Origin of the sequence: Bradyrhizobium sp. NAS96.2, from assembly GCF_001908235.1 — a bacterium.
Taxonomy (GTDB): Bacteria; Pseudomonadota; Alphaproteobacteria; order Rhizobiales; family Xanthobacteraceae; genus Bradyrhizobium.
In genome coordinates, this window is record NZ_LGHK01000023.1 from 65,464 (window position 1) to 85,212 (window position 19,749).

The 19,749-nt window shown below is 63.8% G+C and carries 18 protein-coding genes; 3 read left to right on the forward strand and 15 right to left on the reverse strand.

The window, feature by feature from the left end; genetic code table 11:
- Window positions 1-56: 56 nt before the first annotated feature.
- From AC628_RS06460 to deoC, 7 genes are all read right to left on the reverse strand, one after another.
- Window positions 57-1,517 (reverse strand): extracellular solute-binding protein, encoded by a 1,461-nt coding sequence (locus AC628_RS06460; protein WP_074125895.1) that lies wholly within the window; start codon window positions 1,515-1,517, stop codon window positions 57-59.
- Between the two features lie 27 nt (window positions 1,518-1,544).
- Complete coding sequence (locus AC628_RS06465) at window positions 1,545-2,582, reverse strand: carbohydrate ABC transporter permease (protein ID WP_074125896.1); 1,038 nt, start codon at window positions 2,580-2,582, stop codon at window positions 1,545-1,547.
- Window positions 2,579-3,454: a carbohydrate ABC transporter permease gene (locus AC628_RS06470; RefSeq protein WP_021076112.1), complete on the reverse strand. Its 876-nt coding sequence runs from the start codon at window positions 3,452-3,454 to the stop codon at window positions 2,579-2,581. The genes AC628_RS06465 and AC628_RS06470 overlap by 4 nt, the downstream gene beginning before the upstream one ends.
- A gap of 7 nt (window positions 3,455-3,461) precedes the next feature.
- Entirely contained in the window at window positions 3,462-4,385 is a 924-nt protein-coding gene (rbsK, locus tag AC628_RS06475) for a ribokinase (protein ID WP_074125897.1), read from the reverse strand.
- 4 nt (window positions 4,386-4,389) lie between these two features.
- A complete protein-coding gene (locus tag AC628_RS06480) occupies window positions 4,390-4,845 on the reverse strand; it encodes an RbsD/FucU family protein (protein ID WP_074125898.1) in 456 nt (151 codons plus the stop codon).
- 142 nt (window positions 4,846-4,987) lie between these two features.
- Window positions 4,988-7,372: an aldehyde dehydrogenase family protein gene (locus AC628_RS06485; RefSeq protein ID WP_074125899.1), complete on the reverse strand. Its 2,385-nt coding sequence runs from the start codon at window positions 7,370-7,372 to the stop codon at window positions 4,988-4,990.
- 10 nt (window positions 7,373-7,382) lie between these two features.
- Complete coding sequence (gene deoC / locus AC628_RS06490) at window positions 7,383-8,300, reverse strand: deoxyribose-phosphate aldolase (RefSeq protein WP_245321062.1); 918 nt, start codon at window positions 8,298-8,300, stop codon at window positions 7,383-7,385.
- Window positions 8,301-8,646: 346 nt separating this feature from the next.
- On the opposite strand from deoC, the gene AC628_RS06495 reads away from it, so the two are divergent.
- Window positions 8,647-9,441: a DeoR/GlpR family DNA-binding transcription regulator gene (locus AC628_RS06495; RefSeq protein WP_074125901.1), complete on the forward strand. Its 795-nt coding sequence runs from the start codon at window positions 8,647-8,649 to the stop codon at window positions 9,439-9,441.
- 80 nt (window positions 9,442-9,521) lie between these two features.
- Here the strand turns inward: AC628_RS06495 and AC628_RS06500 are convergent, their stop codons facing one another.
- From AC628_RS06500 to AC628_RS06510, 3 genes are all read right to left on the reverse strand, one after another.
- On the reverse strand, window positions 9,522-10,673 hold the full coding sequence (locus AC628_RS06500; RefSeq protein WP_074125902.1) for a substrate-binding domain-containing protein: 1,152 nt from the start codon (window positions 10,671-10,673) through the stop codon (window positions 9,522-9,524).
- A gap of 158 nt (window positions 10,674-10,831) precedes the next feature.
- Window positions 10,832-11,824: an ABC transporter permease gene (locus tag AC628_RS06505; RefSeq protein ID WP_074125903.1), complete on the reverse strand. Its 993-nt coding sequence runs from the start codon at window positions 11,822-11,824 to the stop codon at window positions 10,832-10,834.
- Window positions 11,821-13,401, reverse strand: a complete 1,581-nt coding sequence (locus AC628_RS06510) for a sugar ABC transporter ATP-binding protein (protein WP_074125904.1) — start codon at window positions 13,399-13,401, stop codon at window positions 11,821-11,823. The genes AC628_RS06505 and AC628_RS06510 overlap by 4 nt, the downstream gene beginning before the upstream one ends.
- A gap of 261 nt (window positions 13,402-13,662) precedes the next feature.
- Here AC628_RS06510 and AC628_RS06515 point away from each other — a divergent pair, with 261 nt between their 5' ends.
- Both AC628_RS06515 and AC628_RS42610 read left to right on the forward strand, forming a co-directional pair.
- A complete protein-coding gene (locus tag AC628_RS06515) occupies window positions 13,663-15,495 on the forward strand; it encodes an outer membrane protein assembly factor BamB family protein (protein ID WP_074125905.1) in 1,833 nt (610 codons plus the stop codon).
- A gap of 105 nt (window positions 15,496-15,600) precedes the next feature.
- Window positions 15,601-15,927, forward strand: coding sequence for a hypothetical protein (locus tag AC628_RS42610; RefSeq protein WP_143201463.1), 327 nt, complete (start codon window positions 15,601-15,603; stop codon window positions 15,925-15,927).
- Window positions 15,928-16,195: 268 nt separating this feature from the next.
- On the opposite strand, the gene AC628_RS06520 is transcribed toward AC628_RS42610, so the two are convergent.
- From AC628_RS06520 to AC628_RS06545, 5 genes are all read right to left on the reverse strand, one after another.
- Window positions 16,196-16,537 carry a hypothetical protein gene (locus tag AC628_RS06520; RefSeq protein WP_074125906.1) on the reverse strand — a complete coding sequence of 114 codons (342 nt, stop codon included), beginning with the start codon at window positions 16,535-16,537 and terminating at the stop codon, window positions 16,196-16,198.
- Between the two features lie 168 nt (window positions 16,538-16,705).
- Complete coding sequence (locus AC628_RS06525) at window positions 16,706-16,948, reverse strand: DUF3551 domain-containing protein (protein ID WP_074125907.1); 243 nt, start codon at window positions 16,946-16,948, stop codon at window positions 16,706-16,708.
- A 1,189-nt stretch (window positions 16,949-18,137) separates the two neighbouring features.
- A complete protein-coding gene (locus AC628_RS06535; RefSeq protein WP_074125908.1) occupies window positions 18,138-18,329 on the reverse strand; it encodes a hypothetical protein in 192 nt (63 codons plus the stop codon).
- 193 nt (window positions 18,330-18,522) lie between these two features.
- On the reverse strand, window positions 18,523-18,981 hold the full coding sequence (locus AC628_RS45155; RefSeq protein WP_245321060.1) for a hypothetical protein: 459 nt from the start codon (window positions 18,979-18,981) through the stop codon (window positions 18,523-18,525).
- Window positions 18,982-19,182: 201 nt separating this feature from the next.
- A complete protein-coding gene (locus AC628_RS06545; RefSeq protein WP_074125909.1) occupies window positions 19,183-19,416 on the reverse strand; it encodes a hypothetical protein in 234 nt (77 codons plus the stop codon).
- Between the last annotated feature and the right edge of the window lie 333 nt (window positions 19,417-19,749).

Genomic DNA, 19,749 nt, shown 5'->3' on the forward strand with positions numbered 1-19,749 from the left:
GCTAGTCAAAATCCCGGATGACACGCGCGCATCATCCGGGATGTCTCGGTTGAGAGCTAGTTCTTCGGCGGCAAGCCCATCGCCGCGCGATAGGCCGCGAGCTGCTTGGCCCGGCCGAACTCGTCGGTCAGACGATTCCACTCCTTCGCCATCGCGTCGAGCGCCGCCTGTGGCGTGGTCTGGCCGGCCAGCGCCTTGCCGAGCTCGATCTCCACCACCTCGGTGTAGGAGAAATAACCGGGCAGACGCATGTCGAGCGCGACGTTCTTGGCATTGATGGAGTCCGATTGCGCGCCGAGATATTCCTTGGCCTCTTCCGGCGAGAAGATCTTGCTCCACAGTTGCAGATTGGCGGTGTGCGATTTGCGATAGGGATTGACGCCGCTGCCGCCGGTGATCGCCGCCTGGCCCGAAACTTCGGGGCTGGTCAGCGTCTTGACGAAGTCCCACGCCGCCTTCTGGTTCTTGCCGGCCTTCGGCACCGCGATCTGCCAGCCGCCGAACGCCATGAACGGGCCCGGAATGACGCTCGGGAATTTATCCCACTTCTTGGTCTTGGCGTTCCAGATCTCGTCCGAGCCGGGCAGCATCGCCGAGCCGACCTTGCCCGAGATCTTCGACTGCTTCGGGTCGGCGGCGATGACGCCGGTGTCGCCCCAGCCGATCGATTCCGCCACCTGACCACCGGCGACCGCCGCGTTCACCTCGCCGAACGAGAAGTTCAGCGCGTTAGGCGGTCCGAGCTTCGAGGCGCGGATGTATTCCTCGAGCCCTTTCACCCAGCCCGGATTGTTGATCTGCGCGTCCATGGTCTCGGGGTCGAAGAACATCGCGCCCGGATAGTTCGGATTGTTGGCGTAGGCCGCAGCGTGGCTGAAGAAGAACCAGAACTGCTGGCCGCCGCGACGGAACGCTTCCGCCGTGCCCCACAGCCCCTTGTCGGGCCGCTGGAAGAACTCCGCAATGTCGAGATACTGCTTCCAGGTCTTCGGCGGCGCGAGGTCGTAGCCGTACTTCGCCTTGAAGGCGTCCTTCTCCTTGGGATCGCTGAACAGGTCGGTGCGGTACGTATAGGTGTGGACGTCGCCGTCCATCGATTGCGAGTAGATCTTGCCCTCCCACACCATCAGGCGCTCGCGATAGGCCGGCTCGATATCGTCCCAGTCCTTGCCGGACTGCATCTCTTTCGGCATCTCGCTCAGATACGGCACGAAGTCCGGCAGCCAGGCCGGCGCGAAGCTGACGAGGTCGAACGTCGCGTCCGACGCCGTCAGCGATGTCGCGATCTTCGGATAGAGCTCGGACCAGGGAAACTCGACGACATTGACCTTGCCGCAGGTCTTCTTGGCCCATTCGTCCGCGCCGAGCTTGAGCGCGGACGCAATATACGGTCCGGTCTGCGACGCCACCGTCAGGGTGACGCCGGTATAATCCGGACTACAGGCAGCGTTCGCCTGGCCCGCGGCGCAGGCCATCGCGAGCGAGGTGGTCAGCATCAGGAACGTCCGTCGCAACATCGTCTAGTCCTCCCTACAAAGTTTTTGCTATTTGATGGCCCCGAGCAGCAGGCCCGACCGCATCATCCGGCTGAGCAGGCCCGCCATGATCATCATGGGAACGATGGCGACGAGCGCCGCGGCTGAGATCGCCCACCATTCGTCGCCGCGCTGGCTGTTCTGTCCCGCCACCAGGATGGGCAGCGTCTGCCATCTGGAATTGGTCAGGAACAGCGCGAACAGAAACTCGTTCCAGACGAAGGCCAGCGTGATCATGAACGTCGCCAGCAGCCCGTTCATCGACATCGGCACCACGATGCCGATGAAGATGCGCCAGCTTGGCACGTTGTCGACCATCGCGGCTTCCTCGACCTCGATCGGGATCGCCTCGAAGAAGTCGCGCATCAGCCAGACCACGATTGGCAGCGAGAAGGCGACGTAGCATAGCGTCAGGCCGACATAGCTGTCGATGAGCTGGAAACCCAGCCGGCCGATCTCGCTGTAGAGCAGATACAGCGCGAAGGCCGTGACGATCGGCGGAAACATGCGCTGGCTGACGAACCAGAACAGGATGTCCTCATTGCCGAGAATCGGCCCGGGCAGCGGCAGGCGATTGGCGACGACGGCTGCGATCAGCGCGATCGGAAAGGCGAGCAACAATGCTTGCGGACGGGTCAATCCGAACGTCGCGTTGAACAGCAGATAGAAGCCGAGCGCGAGCAGGAAGAACACGAGGCCCGCGCCAAGCCTTACCTTGAATTCGAACCGCACCAGCGCATAGGCCGCCATCGCGCCGATCGCGGTGGCGATCGCCGCCGCGGACAGGCCGACGATGGTCGAGTTCAGGAAGGTGCGGAAGAACTCGCCGCGGATTCCCTGATAGAGATCGATGAAAGGCTGCAGGGTCGGCGTGAAGTCGATGAACGGCAGATAGGTCGGCCCGCCGACGACGCCCGGCGGCGTCTTGAACGCGGTCACGACCACCCAATAGAGCGGAAACACCGTGATCAGGCACCAGGCGAGAACGCCGACCGCGACCAGCCGGCGACTCCATTGCGACAGTCCGGTCAAGCCCTGTCCGCTCATCGGCGCTTCTCCAGATGCGGCCGCAGCAGCGCCAGATAGGTGACGCCGATGATCGTGATCGCGATCAGGAACAGGAAGCTGAGCGCCGAGGTGTAGCCGAGATTGAACTTCTTGAAGCCTTCCTGATAGGCGAACAGCGTCAGCGTCTCGGTGTCGACGCCCGGCCCGCCGCCCGTCATCACGAACACCGTATCCATGATCTTGTAGCTCTCGATCAGGCGGATGAAGACCACCGCGGCGGAGATCGGCAGCATCATCGGAAAGGTGATCCCCCAGAACTGCTGCCAGGCGCTGGCATTCTCCAGCTCGGCGGCCTCGTAGACATCTTCGGGAAGCGTCTGCAGGCCGGCCAGCATCATCAGGATGACGAACGGCGTCCATTGCCAGACCTCGACCGCGATGATGCAGGCGAGCGCCCAATGTCCGTTGGTGAGGAAAGGCAGATTGACCAGACCGAACTTCGACAGGAACTGGTTGAGCGGTCCCATGGTCGGGTTGAACATCATGCGCGCCACCAGCGCGACCGCTACCGGCGCCAGCAGCATCGGCAGCAGCAAGGCGACGCGAAACAGCCGCTCGCCCGGCACCCGCGCGTTCAGCGCCAGCGCGACGCCGAAACCGATCGCGTATTGCAAGCCGACCGCGATGAAGGCGATCAGCGTCGTCGTGAAGAGCGCACTCCAGAACCGCGGCTCCTGCAACAGCGTCGCATAATTGCCGAGCCAGACCACGCGCGGCGGGATCGGCGGAATCAGGCGATAGCTGAGGAAGCTCGTGGTGAGCGAATAGATCAGCGGAAAGATCGAGATCGCCAGCACGACGAGCACCGCCGGCCAGATGAAGACATGCTTGATCGGATCATTCCGCATCATCGCAGGATCACCCCTTCAGCAGTGCTTCGATCTCGGCACGCTGCGGCATTGCGGGCGCGGTCCCGGGACGCGTGACCGATATTCCGGCCGTGGCCGAACCGAACCGCGCAGCCTGGAGTGGATCGACACCGTCCGCGAGCGCCGCCGCGAAGCCGCCGACGAAGGCATCGCCGGCACCAGTAGTCTCGATCACCTTGCCGGCGGCAAACGGCGGCACGTGCAGCGAGCGGTCCCGCGCATGGAACAGCGCACCCCGCTCGCCGAGCGTGATCAGCGCCGTGCCGGCGCCTTTCGCCAGCAAGGCATCACCGGCGCGGCGGGCGCCGGCGAGATCGCTGACCGCGATGCCGGTCAACCCTTCAGCTTCGGTCTCGTTGGGCACGACATAATCGCACAGCGCAAACAGGCTATCGTCGAACTTGATCGCAGGCGCCGGATTGAACACCGTGATGCTGCCTGCAGCACGCGCGATCTCGAGCCCCCGCCGCGCCGCATCGACCGGCTGCTCGAGCTGCGTCACGAACACGCTGGAGTCGCGAATCGCGTCCGCCACGGCATCGACATCGGCCGGGCTGATGCCGCCCGCCGCACCCGGCACCACGATGATCGCGTTGTCGCCGCGCGTCTCGTGGACATAGATGAACGCAGCGCCGGTCGGCGCGTCCGCAGTCCTCGCCACGCGCGGGCGAATTCCCTCGGCCTCCCAGGTCTTGACCGCAAGCTCGCCGAAGGCGTCGCTGCCGATCCGGGAGATGAAGCTCACGCTGGCGCCGGCCCGCGCGGCCGCGACAGCCTGGTTGGATCCCTTGCCGCCGGGCCCCATGGCGAATCCCGATCCGGCGATGGTCTCGCCGATCGCCGGCATGTTGCCGGCACGGAATGCCAGGTCGACGACGAACACGCCGAGGACGGCGACGCCATTCTTGCTCATCTCGTCACTCCCCGTCCGGCGCGATGACGCCCTTGCTGAACAGGAAGCAGCCGTAGAAGCGCCGCTCGCCCGTCGCGATCACGCAATAGGCCGTCTTGGCCTTCTCGTAGAACGCATGACGCTCGACGCCGACCAGCGGCCAGGGTCGTCCCTCGGCGTGATCGATCGCAGCCTGCACCTCGCGCTGCACGGGAGGCACCTCCTGCGGTTGGCCGACAATCTCCATGCGGCTCGCGGCATCGTCGACAAACGTATCGAGCGGCATCACCGAGAGCACGGCTTCGACCGCCTTGGCGGCACTCACATTGTCGATGCGCAGCAACTTGCCAAGCGCGGTCTGCCGCGCGATCGAGTCGGCCGGAAAATTGGTGTCGCATACCACCAGGCGATCACCGTGTCCCATCGCCCGCAGGGCATAGAGCACGTCCGCATTGAGCAGTGGATTGATGCCCTTGAGCATGTAGCGTCCCTCCCTCGTCTTCAACATCGCCGGACTCTGACGGTCCGGACCCCATCCGTATCACCGCAAGGTGACGTCGCTAGCTTCTAGTTTTGACACGTTTACTGCACGCGAACCGGTGCCCACTTCGCTCGAAAACGCTCTAGTCGCCATACGGAATCCAGATGTTCTTCACCTGCACGGCATGGCGCAGCAGGATCGGACCCTCGCTCGCGGCCTTGTCGTGCCAGTCGAGTGCAAGGCCATGATCGACCAGCGTCCGCTTGAGATTGCCGATCGACAGCCGTTCGGCGGCCGCCGAGGCGTCCTGCGATCCGAACGCCCAGAGCGCGTCGACGTCGTCGTGCTCGGCAAGCACCTTGACCAGTTCGCCGCGATCGCCGGTGACGATGTTGACCACGCCGCCCGGCACGTCAGATGTCTCGAGCACCTGGTAGAAGTCGGTGGCGGCGAGCGGATGCCGCTCGCTCGGCACGGCGACGACCCGGTTGCCCATCGCAACCAGCGGCGCCACCAGGCTGATGAAGGCGAGCAGCGGCGCCTCGTCCGGACAGGCGACACCGACCACGCCGATCGGCTCATGCATCGCGAGCGCCACGCCGCGCAGCGGCGGCGTGTGAACGGATCCCTCGAATTTATCGGCCCAGGCGCCATAGCTGAACAGCCGCTCGATGCTCGCATCGACCTCCGTACGCGCCTTTGCCGACGACACGCCGGTCATGTCGGCGATGCGCCGGACGAACTCGTCGCTGCGCGCGGAGAGATTTTCGGCAAGGTAGTAGAGGATCTGGGCGCGATTATGCGCCGTCGCCCGCGCCCACGATTCGGCTGAGCGCGCCGCGGCCACCGCATTGCGGATATCCTTGCGATTGCCCTCGCCGGCTTCGCCGAGACGCCGGCCCTTTGGCGACAGCACCGCGCGCGAATAATTGCCGTCCGGGCGGACCTGCTTGCCGCCGACGAACAGCTTTGCCGTTCGATCGATCGGCGGCACGTCGAATCCAGAGCTGGCGCCGGACGCAATCGGCAGCGGCGAAGCCTTGGGCCGGGCCTTGCGCCCACTCCAGGCCTTCGGCTTCAGATATTCAACCATGCCTTCACGGCCGCCCTCGCGGCCGAAGCCGGACTCGCGATAGCCGCCGAAACCGACGCTGGCGTCGAACAGATTGGTGGCGTTGACCCAGACCACGCCGGCCAGCAGCTTCGGCGCGATGTCGAGCGCAAGACCAATCGTCTCGCTCCACACGCTCGCGGCAAGGCCGTAGCGCGTGTTGTTGGCGAGCATGACGGCCTCGTCGGGCGTGCGGAACGTCATCGCTACCAGGACCGGACCGAAGATCTCCTCACTCGCAACCGTCGACGACGGATGCACGTTCCAGAGCAGTGTCGGCGGATAGAAGCATCCCTCCGCCGGCATCGCGCCGGGCGTCTGATACTTCTCGGCGCCTTCCTTCACGCCGGTCTCGACCAGCGTCTTGATCCGCTCGAGCTGCACCGGGGCGACCACCGCGCCCATGTCGATCGCCTTGTCGAGCGGCATGCCGACGCGAAGCGTCGACATGCGGCGGATCAGGCGCTTGCGGAAGGTCTCCGCAATCCCCTCCTGCAGCAGCAGCCGCGATCCGGCGCAACAGACCTGACCCTGGTTGAACCAGATCGCATCGACCACGCCTTCCACCGCGCCATCGATATCGGCATCGTCGAACACGATGAACGGCGACTTGCCGCCGAGTTCGAGCGTCAGCGATTTGCCGGTGCCTGCCGTCGTCTGACGGATCAGCCGTCCGACCTCGGTCGATCCGGTGAAGGCGATCTTGTCGACGGGACTTTCGACCAGCAACGCGCCCGTCGCGCCATCGCCGGTGACAACGTTCAGCACGCCCGGCGGCAGGCCGGCCTCGGCTGAAAGCTCGGCGAACAGCAGCGCGGTGAGCGAGGTGAATTCCGCCGGCTTCAGCACCACCGTGTTGCCCGCGGCGAGCGCGGGCGCGATCTTCCAGGCCAGCATCAGCAGCGGGAAATTCCACGGGATGATCTGCCCGATCACGCCGATCGGCACCTGATCGGCGAATTCCCGCTCCTGCAACTGCGCCCAGCCGGCATGATAATAGAAATGGCGCGCGGCGAGCGGCACGTCGAGATCGCGGGTCTCGCGGATCGGCTTGCCGTTGTCGATCGCCTCCAGCACGGCGAACAGCCGGGCGTGACGCTGCAGCATGCGCGCCAGTGCATAGAGATGACGCGCGCGGCCGTGACCGCCAAGCTTTGCCCACGCAACCTGCGCGGAGCGTGCGGCGTGAACCGCCACCTCGACGTCGGCAGCTGCGCCCTGCGCGATGCGCGCCAGCGCCTTGCCGGTGGCGGGCTCGATCGTGGTGAGGTGCTTGCCGGCATGCGGCGTCGTGAACTTGCCGGCGATGAAATGCCCGAACGTGGCGCCGTGCCGCGCCAGCCAGGCGCGCGCCTCGCCGTCCGCCTCGGGTGCAGGGCCATACTCCATGGTCTCGAAATAATTTGCGACGCTCATCGCTGGAGTCTCATCCCACGGGGTGGCGGTTGAATGCCGAATAGTGGCCGGTCACGTGATGCTCGAGCTGCCGCTCGATATCGGCAAGCAGGCTGGAGGCGCCGATGCGGAACAGATCCGGCTCGAGCCAGTCGCGTCCCAGTTCCTCTTTCATCAGGAACTGATAGTTGAGCACGTCCTTTGCAGTCGAGATTCCGCCAGCCGGCTTGAAGCCGATCTTGAAGCCGGTGCGCTCCTGGTAGACGCGGATCATCCGCAGCATCGCCAGCGTCACCGGCAGCGTGGCGTTGACGCCTTCCTTACCGGTCGAGGTCTTGATGAAGTCCGCACCGGCCATCATGCAGACCATCGATGCCTTGGCGACGTTGCGCAGCGTCTTGAGGTCGCCCGTGGCGAGGATCGTCTTCAGGTGCGCGTTGTCGCAGACGGCGCGGAAATCCTGGACCTCGGCATAGAGCGCCCGCCAGTCGCCGGTCAGCACATGCTCGCGCGTGATGACGATGTCGATCTCTTGCGCGCCGTCGCGCACCGACGCCTCGATCTCCTTCAGCTTCAGTTCGTGAGGGGTCAGCCCCGCCGGGAATCCGGTCGAGACCGCAGCGACCGGGATGCCCGATCCAGCGAGCGCTTCGACGGCCGTGCCCACGAACCGGTGGTAAACACAGACCGCGCCGGTATGCAGCTCGCGTCCGGCAAAGCCGAGCCGCTCGAGAAGGTCGCCGCGCACGGGCGCCTTGGCCTTGGCGCAGAGGCGCTTCACCCGCTCGGTCGTATCGTCGCCGTTGAGCGTCGTCAGGTCGATGCAGGTGATCGCCTTGAGCAGCCACGCCGCCTGCGCGTCCTTCTTGACCGTGCGACGGCCCGGCAGGCTCGCGACCCGCCGTTCGGCGGCCGACAGATTGATCCTGATTTCGTCGACCCAATCCATGTCGAGCGCGCGGCCGCTGTTGCGCGGGGCCGAATGCCGATGCCCGCCGGGGGAAGGCGGCAGCGCGGTCAATGCGGACGGATTCTGGATGAAGACGCTCTGCGTCATGGAAGCGCCGTGCGGTCCTAGCGAATCGGCGAGATCGCCAGATAGATTGAATGTGTCGATCGCAACATGTGATCCTCCCCTGACCTTGCCGCTGGCTTTGCCACCTGCCGGGGAGCGACATCGCCCCGACGCGAGATGAGCCCGCAGACCGGATGTTATTATTGTAACAAATCGACGTTGATAAACTCACAACATTGTAAGATCATTGTCAATCAGATAAGCAAGCTCGGCGATCAAAATGGCTGAAACCCCGAACGCACGACCAAGCGAGACACGCGTCCAGCGCCTGCAAAGGCTGCGGCGCGCCGTCGAATCGAGTGGCGCGCTGCACCTGAAGGACGCCGCCGAGCTGCTCAAGGTCTCAGAAATGACGGTGCGGCGGGACCTTGCCGGCCCGGAAGCTGCCCTCGCTTTGCTCGGCGGCTATGTCGTCAACGCCGCATCGCCGACCGGGATCAAGTACACGTTCGAGCAGGAGATCGACCAGCACACTCAGGACAAGCGTCTCGCCTGCCGGGCCGCCGCCGCCTCGATCAAGGAGGGCGATACGGTCTTCATCGATTGCGGCACCACGATGCAATCGCTGGCGGACTGCTTGCCCGAGGATCTGCCGCTCTCGGTGATCTGCTATTCGATGAACGTGGCGTCGATCGTGACGCGCCGGCCCGGCACCCAGGTGATGCTGATGGGCGGGCTCTATCATCCCTCATCGCAGTCCTTCGCGTCGGACGACGGCCTGTCCTATCTGCGGCGGCTCGGGATCAACAAGGCCTTCATTTCCGCCGGCGGCGTGCACTGGACCCGCGGCGCGAGCTGCTCGAATTTTCACGAGGTCGCCGTCAAGCAGGCAGTGATCGAGACCGCGATGGAGAGCATCCTGGTGATCGACGCGAGCAAGCTCGGCAGTCTCAAATCGGCATTCTTCTCCGATATCGGCGCGTTCTCGCGGATCATCGTCGGCGGCGCGGCCTCATCGGACATGCGCAAGCACTTCCGCAGCCTTCCCGTCGAATATGTGACAAGCGCAATCTGACCCGGGCGGGGGCTGGCTCGCCCGGGTCAGCTTCGTCCACGACGCACGCCGTTGCGACACCGCGCATCACGGGCCAAAGATCAGTTGCAGGCGGGCTTCGCCTTGTTGCAAGCGTCGGTCAGCTCCGGCGGCGGCTCCTTCTTGAACACCGTCTTGTAGGATTCCAGCACGTTCGACTGCGTCACCGGCAGCGACTGCACGCCGACCCAGGCCGGCGTTTCCTTGCCAAGCAGCGCGTTCATCATGGCCATCGCCTCCGCGACGCCCTGGTCATAGGGACGCTGCGAGCCGGTCGCCTTCAGCGGTCCGCCCTTGGCGATCTCGATCGCCGATTGCAGGCCGAGATCGACGGTCGTGACCGGAATGTCGATGCCCTGCGCGCGCATCGAGCTCAGCGTATCCAGCGCCGGCTGATCCCAGACCGCGAACACGCCCTTGACGTCAGGATTGCCGGTGAGGAAGTCGCCCGCGATCTGCGACACCTTCGGCGGATCGGTGAAGTCGACCTGCTTCATCTTGATGTCGGGCCGGTTCTTCTGCATCCACTCGCGAACGCCTTTGGTGCGCTCGTTGGTGCTGAAATAGTCGACACCGAAATTGACGAGGCCGATGGTGGCGCCCTGCGCCATGCAGGACGCCAGGATCTGCGCCGCGATCTGCCCGTTGCCCAGATTGTCCGCCGAAATCATCGAGGCATATTCCTCGGGATGCTTGAGGCCGGTCGGAATGCTGTCCATCAGCACGAGCTTGATGCCGGCCTTGGCGACCTTCTTGTAGGTCGGCGCGGTCGCGGTGAAATCGACCGGGATCGAGATGATGCCGTCCGGATGCTGCTGGATGGTGTTCTCGATATCGGCGATCTGCTTGTCCACCTGATATTCCGCGGACGCGACGCCCGTCACCGTCACGCCGTACTTCTTCAGCGTGTCGGTGATGCCCTGGATCTGCAGCTGCGCCCAGTCGAGGTTGACCGTCTGCATCGAGATGCCGACCTTGAAGTGCTTCCCCTTGACCTTGGCGGCGTCGGCGTCCGACAGCGCCAGGACTTCGGGCGAAGCGGCCTTCTCGCCATGGGGTCCCTGACCGACGATCGATTTCGGTCCAAGCGTCGCAAGATCGACGCCCTTGACGCAGCTTGCCGGCACTTCGGCGCGGGCCGAGGGGGCGATCGAAATGGCCGTCGCCGCGATCAGCGCGGTCAGCGGCAGGGTTTGTCGCAAGATTGGCTTCATTGTTTCCTCCCGTGTTTGGTCGCCGATTGACCGGAGGCCGGCGACCTTGCCCCTACCCTTGCGGCACAGTGACCTTGCGGCCGATGCGCTGCATCTGACTCGTTGTTGGGCATGATCTCCGCGCCAACGCGTTCCGCGTTGTCGTGAGGGATCATGCTCTAGCGTTTCGTGAAGGCGACCGCCGCCACGATGATCGCTCCTTTGATGACGAGCTGCATCGGCGAGCTGACGCCGAGCAGCACGAGGCCGTTGTTGAGCGTCCCGATGATCAAGCTGCCGAACAGCGTTCCCAGGATGTAGCCGCGGCCGCCGAACAGGCTGCAACCGCCGAGGATCACGGCGGCGATGACGTCGAGCTCCATCCCCTGCACGACATCGGGCCGGGCGGCATGCGAGCGCGCCGACAACACCAGCGCCGCAAGCCCGGCCAGCGCGCCGGTCAGCACGAACGCGGCGGTCGTGACCCATTTGGTGTTGATGCCGGAATAGAGCGCCGCGGTCGGATTGCCGCCGACCGCATAGATGCGGCGGCCGAACACGTTGTAGTGCAGCAGCAGGATGCCGACGATCATCGCCGCCAGCGTCCAGGCGATCGGAACGGGGATGCCTAAGAACGTGCCTTCGCCGAAGATCGCGAAATAGGTCTCGTTGGTGATGATGACCGGCTTGGTGTTGGTCACCATCATCGCCAACCCGCGCGCCATGCTCAGCGATCCCAGCGTCACCAGGAAGGACGGGATCGAAAGCTGCGTGGTCAGGATGCCGTTGAGCAATCCGACCACCGCGCCGGTGCCGAGCCCGGCGGCGGCGCCGACGATCCAGCTGTTGCTGATCTGGCTCATCGCCAGCGCCGCGGCCATGCCGGACAGCGCCAATGTCGATGCGACTGAGAGATCGATCTGACGCGCGATGATCACGAAGGTCATGCCGACCGCGATGATCGACACCAGCGTGGTCTGGCGTCCGATATTCAGGAAGTTATCGACCGACAGGAACCAGGGCGAGGACAGGCTGAAGACCACCAGCAGCACCAAAAAGGCGATGTACAGCATGTAGGGCCGCTCGCCCCGCAGCAGATTCTGCAGCAGCTTGCGGCGCCGATCGGATCGGGTCGGCGCGGCGGCGACGTTGGGCGCGGTTAGTTCAGTCATGCGGGCAGCTCTTGCAATACGCCTTGTCCGGAAGCCTGGTAGATCTGCAGCAGATGATGCAGCTCTTCGGCATCGACGATCTCCCCGCGCTTGAGCGTCCGCGCCACGCGTCCATCGACGATCACCGAGATGCGGTCGCAGAGCTCGATCAGTTCGACGAGATCGGACGAGACGACCAGCACGCCGCTGCCGTCGCGGGCGGCGTTGCGGATCACGCCGTAGATTTCCTCGCGTGCACCCACATCGACGCCAACCGTCGGCTCGTCGAGCAGCAGCACGCGCGGCCGCGGATCATTCCATTTCCCGAACACGACCTTCTGCTGGTTGCCGCCGGACAATGTCCTGACCAGGCTGGAGGCGCCCTGCGCCTTCACCGAAAGCCTCGCGACCGCAGTGTCCGCGCGCCTGATGGCAGCGCGCTGCTGCATGAAGCCCCAGCGCGAGAAATGCGGAATCCGCGGCAGAGTGATGTTGCGCTCGATCGAATGATCCAGCACCAGGCCCTGCACATGCCGATCCTCCGGCACCAGCGCGACGCCATGGTCGATCGCATCGGCCGGGCTCTTCGGCAGCCAAGGGCGGCCCTCGATCTCGAATGCGCCGCGCTCGACCGGCCGAAGTCCGAAGATCGTCTCCAGAATTTCCGTGCGTCCGCTCCCGATCAATCCGGCGAGGCCGTGGATCTCACCCTTCATCACCGACAAGTCGACGGCCGACAGCCGGTCGTTGGACACATCAGACAGCGACAGCACCGGCGACGGATCGAACGCGCGCGGTGCCGCGGGCGCGGCGCGCGACGCCGCGGGCGCCAAGCGGTCGGTGCCGATGATGGCGTTCACCAGCCGTTTCATGTCGGTGTCGGCGGTGACGAAGGTGCCGGCGTTAGCGCCATCGCGCAGCACCGTGACGCGCTGCGAGATCTCGAACACCTCGTTGAGCCGATGCGTCACATAGATCACGCCGACGCCGCGGCGCGTCGCCTTGCCGATCGCATCGAACAGGATGCGGACCTCATCCGACGTCAGCGAGGATGTCGGCTCATCCAGGATCAACAGCCGCACCTCGCCCATCAGCGCCTTGGCGATCTCCGTCATCTGGCGGTAGGCGAACGGCAGCGAGCCGACCGACGCTTTGGTATCCAGGGGAATACCGAGCTCGCCCAGGAACGCTTCGGCCCTGGCCATCAATTCGCGCTTGCGGACGAAGCCGAACCGCGCACGCGGCTCGCGGCCGAGCAACAGATTGTCGGCGACGCTCAGCGATTCGACGAGACTGAGGTCCTGATAGACGACGGCGATCCCGGCCTCGCGCGATCTTGCCGGGCTGTCGAACGTCGCCGGCCTGCCGGCGATTTCGATGGTGCCGCTGTCCGCCGCATGAACGCCGCTGAGGATCTTGATCAGCGTGGATTTTCCGGCCCCGTTCTCGCCCAATAGGGCATGCACCTCGCCGGCACGGACCTCGAGGTTGACGTCGCGCAGCGCCCGCACGCCGCCAAAGCGCTTGTTGATGCCACCGACCATCAAAAGCGACGTCGACGGCCGAGGCTCTGCCGCGATCGAACCGGACAATTCCATTTTCCTCCCGCCGCCCGCGCGAAACGCTGATGCGATGATGACATCTTGTTATTTTTGCAACTTATTGTGTTATAATTCTATCACAACAGGCAACCTGTCAATGGGAGATCGCGCCCGCAGGCGTCGGAATTGAGGGCGGCCCGAGCGAGCCCGGCACCGTCAGATACGCGCCGACGGCCTCCGCGGGGCACGCCGACAACCATCAGGGTTGTGCTACGCTGCGATCGCTCATCTCACCGAAGCCAACGCCGGTGAACCCAGATGAAACTGAGTGCTGCGATTGCCGTCGCCTTGATCGGGTCTTGCCTGCCTGCGACAGCGCAGCAAGGCGGCGCCGCCCTCTACGCGCAACGCTGCGCGCAGTGTCACGACAGTACCGACGCGAATATTCGGGCGCCGAGCCGCGCCGCGCTGCAGTCAAGGTCGTTCGATGAGGTTCTGGGCGCGATCACCACGGGCCCGATGGCATCCTTCGCGCAGGGACTGAGCAATGACGAGCGGGCGGCGATCGCCTCCCTCGTCACCGGAAAAGCCGCTTCGCATGCGGCGGCCGAGAACCCAGGCCAATGTGCGCAGGGCGAAACCGGCTTTCCGCAGCCGATCGACGGGCCTCGCTGGAACGGCTGGGGCGCCGATCTCAACAACAGCCGGTTTCAGCCGGCAGCCATGGCCGGTCTCACGCAGGACCAGGTCTCTCGGCTGCGTCTGAAATGGGCCTTCGGGTTTCCCGGCGCATCGATCGCGTTCGCTCAGCCGACCGTCATCGGCGGCCTGCTGTTCGTCGGCGGCAGCGACCGCAAGGTCCACGCCCTCGACGCCAAGAGCGGATGCACCCGCTGGGTGTTTCCGACCGAGGCGCCGGTCCGGGCGGCGATCAATTTCGCCACGTTGGATAACGGCCAGCCGGTCGTCTTCTTTGGCGATCTGCTCGCCAACATCTACGCCGTGAATGCAACGACCGGCACGCTGATCTGGAAGACCAGGATCGAGGATCATCTGGCCGCCCGGATCACCGGCGCGCCAGTCTTCCATTCCGGCGTCGTCTATGTCGGCGTGTCGTCGATCGAGGAGGCCATTGGGTCGCGCCCCACCTACCAATGCTGCACGTTTCGCGGCAGCGTCGTTGCGCTGAAGGCCGAGACCGGCGCGCAGGTCTGGAAGAGCTATACCATTGCCGAAGCGCCGCATCCGACACGGACGAACGCGATCGGGACCCAGTTGCTCGGCCCGGCCGGCGCGTCGGTCTGGTCCGCTCCCACGATCGACGTTCAGCGCAAGGCGCTCTATGTCGCGACGTCGAACAGCTATGCGGATCCGGCAACCGACACCAGCGACGCCATCCTCGCATTCGATCTCGAGACCGGCAAAATGCTTTGGCATCAGCAGGCCACGCCGAAGGACAGCTTTGTCGTCGCGTGCTTCGGCACCGACCAGAGCAATTGTCCGCAGGACCGCGGCCCCGACCACGATTTCGGTCAATCGCCGATCCTCGTGAACCTGCGTGACGGACATCGCGCGCTGGTCATCGGCCAGAAATCCGGCGTGGTCCATGCGCTCGACCCCGACCATGAGGGCAAGATCCTCTGGCAGACGCGGATCGGCCAAGGTGGCCCGTTGGGCGGGACCGAATGGGGCTCCGCGGCGGACCAGGACCGGATCTATGTCGCCAACTCGGACGTGCGGTTCCTGAAGGACGGCTCGAGGCGTCTCAACTCAAGCGAAGGCGGCGGCCTGTTCGGCCTCGATCTTGCGACCGGGAAAATCGCGATGCAGGTGGCGCCGGTTGCCTGCGGCGATCGCCCCCAGTGCAGCCCTGCGCTCTCCGCCGCGGTCACCGCGATTCCCGGCGTCGTGTTCTCGGGCGGCGTGAGCGGCTTCTTGCGTGCCTATGCAAGCGATGACGCAAAGCTGCTTTGGGAGATCGACACCGCGGGCGAGTACACCACGGTGAACGGCGTTCCGGGCCATGGCGGCGCCATGGACGGACCCGGGCCGATCGTCGTGGACGGCATGCTGTACGTCAATTCCGGCTACGCGCAATGGGGCGGCCTGCCCGGCAACGTCCTGCTGGCCTTCGAGGTCGGCAACCCCTGATACGGTGGCGGCACTTGCGCCGGCACAGCGAGCACTACTCGCCGCGGGGTATTCGTGCTTTGATGTCGGCCAAGACCGGCCGATAGTCTGAAGGGAGGCCTCGTGGTGTTTGGTGACGTGCTACGCAACATCACGTCCGGGGCCGTTTCCCTCGCTCTCAACGATCGTCCGATTTCAGGTTCCGAGCGGCGTCGAATCATCGCGACCAGATCCAGCTATTCCCCGACATCAGGGACGCGCGGCCCGAAATCGAACGGCATGGCAGCCGCGCGACAAATCGATGCGCATCTCGTTGCGCACAAAAAACACAGAAACTATAAGTGCTTGGAAAGATGGTCGGAGTGGCAGGATTCGAACCTGCGACCCCTGCGTCCCGAACGTAATCAGCGATCGAAAAAATCAACAAAATCAATGAAGCTTGATCCTGATTGACCACCGTTATCGCTGTTTGTTCACGGGGTTTCGGTGGTCAATCGGTGGTTGGCGTCTGATCCCAGAGCCGAATTTTGCTCGTCAAATTGGCTACCAACGCTACCAATGATCAAGCCGTGCTGGATGCGATGCGTAAGCGCCCCGATCGGCTGTGATCGGCTCCCAGCGTCAACGAACGAAGCGTCGCAGCGATTGACATAAGTTAGGCTCGCCCGCGTGCCCCATTGAAGCGGGTCGCATCACCGGCCAGCGCGTTCTCACCCCGCGCTCATCTCTTCCGGTTGACCAGTTTGATCGGTGGCCCGTCGGTCTGCTTGCGAAGAGCATCGGCGGCCGTCTCAGGAGGCTTCTCCTCTGAAAGCTCATGACCTCGGAACGGATCCGCCGCTTCATCGTATCCGCGCCCGCTGCTGAAGAACATGAGTGCCATGAGGCCACAACCAATGACGAGGGAGAAGAAGATGCCAAAGCCCATCGCCACCCAACCGGCGCGGGTCATGTCGGCTGAGCCTGCGGAATTCCAGCCCGCAACCGCAAGTATGACGGCCAGCACAAGCAATCCAATCAGCACCGCCAGGATGGCGCGCTCTCCTCGGCCAATGCGCGGCATGACAACCTCCTTTGCTGCGAGGCGAGCCTGACTGCGACCACCGCTCCAGCTGCACCGCGGCTTCTCGACGCTCAGCGGCAGAGACGTCGAGGCGGGTTATCATCAACCTCGCAAGCCAGTCGAAGCCGAAGGTGACCTCAAGCCAGCCCATCAGCCGAGACGGGAACATCAATACCGATCTCGATAGCGACGCTGCTGACCGAATGCCGCTCGCGGATTAAGCCCGCATGTCACGTTCCTGCCGGCTGCCGATGCAAGACATTGGGCGCGTGTCTGGTACATGCAGTCGCCGGGATATCCGACACCCCTTCCCTGCACGCACCAAGGATAGTCACGTGCATTGGCGACGGTGACGTTTGTCAATCCCGCAATTGCAAGCCCCAGAGCCGTAATGAACAGAGAGATGCGCATGCTTGGCTCCTTCAAGGCGATGCACGTTCAACGGAGCCCAAAGGCTTACGTTCCTCAGGGGGCGGCGGCCGAGTTCAGCGAGCCGCGCCTTGCAGCAAGCGAAATCGCGTCGCCAAATGCCCTTTGGACTAGGAAGAGAGAACGGCGCAAACTTATGCTGCGTGGGCGAAGGGTATCCTGGCGTCGAGATCCAGTTGTCCACGCTTGCCGCCAGCTCCACAGTAGGAAGCTTCCTGGTCATTTCGTCGCGCTGGTCATCAGGAGCCGCGAACCTATCGGCTGGTCGCGCATCCGCGCCAACAAGAGCGATAGAGGTTGCACAATTACTAGCCTGCCTTGATCGATGGTGGCGATTCCGGTGACCCTGACGGCCGATGAAGAGCGTGACGTCTGGATGCGCGCGCCGTGGGACGAGGCCAAGGGGCTGCAGCGGCCGTTGTCCGACGACGCTTCGAAGATCGTGACGCGGAGCCGACAAAGAAGACCGTTTGGCGGCTGTTCAGGGGCCTCAATGGCTCAGGAAGAGCAAAAGACCGGCTGCGACCCACAGCGGCGACAGGCTCAGCAGCATGGTTAGCCAGAACTGCAACTCTCTTTGGATGCGAGTGCTTCCCTGCATTGCTCATTCCTCACTCTTCGAGGGGAAACCAGCCTGCTCCCTAAGATCAGGGCTCATCATTAACCCACATCAAGTTTATACTCGAATCTTCCGCTTTTTCCCGACCTGCGGACACGCAGCATGGACGATACGCATTCTGGTTCCACCCCAGAACGCCACGGCATGCGCGCCAAAGAAAAGACCCCAGATCGGTGGAAACCGCTGGGGTCGAAGTCAACACTTTGGTCGTCAGACGCCGCGATCAATAGCGCCTCCTGCGAATCCACGCGTAATTGGGTCCGCATGCGCCACCGTACCGAACTCGGTGGATACGAGCAGCTGGGCGCATTGCATGGCTCCATGCTGCCGATTTTTGTTAGTCCCTGTCAAAGAATAAGTCCCAGCGTTCTGGGGAGGAACGCTGGGACTGATGTGGAGCGCCAACTCGGGGGCCGGAAACGCATCCACGATTGCCTAATTTTCCCTACCTGAAATCGTTCCTAATCAGGCTGCCTGTTTTGGTTTTTCTGATGCTGCCCCCAAATTGACAGCGTCGTGCCTTGCAAATTATCCTGATCGAACGGCCTTCACTCAGGTCGGCTGCTTTAGGCGCATGACCAGCCGATGGTCGGTCCAAAGTTCTATGATATCGTGGATAGCCAGATATCCCTCAGCTCGCTTCTTCGCCTCCTCGTCACCGTGGCTGGTGAACTCGTAGGTAGCCCGAGCAATGCCTGCCGCGTCGACAGCGAAAGCTACATATGGTCTGAGCTTTTCAGCCATTCTCACTCAATCGACTGATCAGCGGGGCCAGCCCCGCAAAAGCGTCGCCAGAGAGCCGCGGCCTCACGCGGCGGAGCCCACTCAAAATCGGCGTGCGCACCCGCCAGCTCCCTTGACGGAAGAAGGAGCCGACGATCAGCTGATCGGGCGTGCAACATGCGCAGGGCCCAGCCGCCTCAGCAGGCTGCATGCGCTATTTCTGCGATCCGTTCTGTTGGCTGTTGGAAGAGCCCGAGTTCTGGCTTGGGCCCGTGGGAGGATTCGATTCAGACGTACCCGCTGGACCAGAGCTCTTGCCTACGGTCCCTGAGTTGCTCCCTGTCCCGCTCATGGCCTCGAACACCGACATCCCATGCGGCCCGATTGTCATGAGGACCGGATTGCCGTCGCTCGATTTGGCCTGCACGACGAACGAACGTGCGACGACCTTCACATCGGTGAAGCCTGCCTTCTGAAGATCTTGGCGGATCTTCTGAGTTGCATCTGCATCCTGACTCTGGGGGCTATTGCCGGCGGTATCCGCCGGGCTGCTCTGGTCATTTTTGCTCGATGCTGCATCCATTTGTGAGCTGTTGGTGGGAGCAGTTGTTTGCGCAAGCGAGGGCGACCCGAGGACTACCAGCAAGGTTGCCACAGCGAGGGCTGATTTCATGAGCGTTCTCCTTGGTTGAAGATACGCGTAATTCTCGCGCAGCCTTGTCGTTCCTAGAATTTACTGGCGTCGCTGTATCTTCGGGCCTCGTGCTCTCTTCAAGACAACTGAATGCCAAACGAGCTGGCCCGACCGCTGTTCGCCTGGAAGAGCGGCATTGAGGCCCTTGTGCAAGCTCCAAGTTCCGATGATTGAGCGCTCCTAGGCAATCTGCTCCCGCGCCCGCCGCAGCGCGGCTTGCAGCCGCTTTCTTTCCTTTTTCCATCTGTCGGCCTCAGCCTGCGTGCGTTTCTCGATAGCCTGGGCTTCGGCCCGAAAGTCCGCTGCCCTTCTTTCATGCTCACGTTCGGCGTTTTCAAGCGCCGCCTGGGCCTTTGCCGTTGCCTTCTCGCGCCGTTCGCGATCGCGTTGCCTGGCTGAGCGATTGGCGAACAAGGTTACTAAGCCCTAGACCGTTGCCCGTAACGGTCGTGCCCATACCCATCCTGGATACCTCGTTAGCGCGATCGGGGCGACCGTCGATTGGCGTTCGGCTGGGCAGCGACCAGCAAGGACGCCCGGCAGTTGTCTTCGGCCAGACAGGGTGCCCTCCCCCAGCCGCGCGTCATGCCTCCAGGACGGGCGAAGGGATACTGTGGCGGGCGAGCGTGTCCGTCGGGCGGGATCTCTTAATCAACCGAGAGTTTTCGCCTTGGCGCCGCACATCTTCCCGAACATCCGGCATTGGCAGGAGCGAGCCGGAGGGATAGGCTTGGTCTTATTGTAGCG

Excerpts from the sequence above, each read along its gene's own strand:
- AC628_RS06460 (WP_074125895.1), bottom strand. The coding sequence starts at position 1,517 with ATGTTGCGACGGACGTTCCTGATGCTGACCACCTCGCTCGCGATGGCC.
- AC628_RS06465 (WP_074125896.1), bottom strand. The coding sequence starts at position 2,582 with ATGAGCGGACAGGGCTTGACCGGACTGTCGCAATGGAGTCGCCGGCTG.
- AC628_RS06470 (WP_021076112.1), bottom strand. The coding sequence starts at position 3,454 with ATGATGCGGAATGATCCGATCAAGCATGTCTTCATCTGGCCGGCGGTG.
- rbsK (WP_074125897.1), bottom strand. The coding sequence starts at position 4,385 with ATGAGCAAGAATGGCGTCGCCGTCCTCGGCGTGTTCGTCGTCGACCTG.
- AC628_RS06480 (WP_074125898.1), bottom strand. The coding sequence starts at position 4,845 with ATGCTCAAGGGCATCAATCCACTGCTCAATGCGGACGTGCTCTATGCC.
- AC628_RS06485 (WP_074125899.1), bottom strand. The coding sequence starts at position 7,372 with ATGAGCGTCGCAAATTATTTCGAGACCATGGAGTATGGCCCTGCACCC.
- deoC (WP_245321062.1), bottom strand. The coding sequence starts at position 8,300 with ATGGATTGGGTCGACGAAATCAGGATCAATCTGTCGGCCGCCGAACGG.
- AC628_RS06495 (WP_074125901.1), top strand. The coding sequence starts at position 8,647 with ATGGCTGAAACCCCGAACGCACGACCAAGCGAGACACGCGTCCAGCGC.
- AC628_RS06500 (WP_074125902.1), bottom strand. The coding sequence starts at position 10,673 with ATGAAGCCAATCTTGCGACAAACCCTGCCGCTGACCGCGCTGATCGCG.
- AC628_RS06505 (WP_074125903.1), bottom strand. The coding sequence starts at position 11,824 with ATGACTGAACTAACCGCGCCCAACGTCGCCGCCGCGCCGACCCGATCC.
- AC628_RS06510 (WP_074125904.1), bottom strand. The coding sequence starts at position 13,401 with ATGGAATTGTCCGGTTCGATCGCGGCAGAGCCTCGGCCGTCGACGTCG.
- AC628_RS06515 (WP_074125905.1), top strand. The coding sequence starts at position 13,663 with ATGAAACTGAGTGCTGCGATTGCCGTCGCCTTGATCGGGTCTTGCCTG.
- AC628_RS06520 (WP_074125906.1), bottom strand. The coding sequence starts at position 16,537 with ATGCCGCGCATTGGCCGAGGAGAGCGCGCCATCCTGGCGGTGCTGATT.
- AC628_RS06525 (WP_074125907.1), bottom strand. The coding sequence starts at position 16,948 with ATGCGCATCTCTCTGTTCATTACGGCTCTGGGGCTTGCAATTGCGGGA.
- AC628_RS06535 (WP_074125908.1), bottom strand. The coding sequence starts at position 18,329 with ATGGCTGAAAAGCTCAGACCATATGTAGCTTTCGCTGTCGACGCGGCA.
- AC628_RS45155 (WP_245321060.1), bottom strand. The coding sequence starts at position 18,981 with ATGAAATCAGCCCTCGCTGTGGCAACCTTGCTGGTAGTCCTCGGGTCG.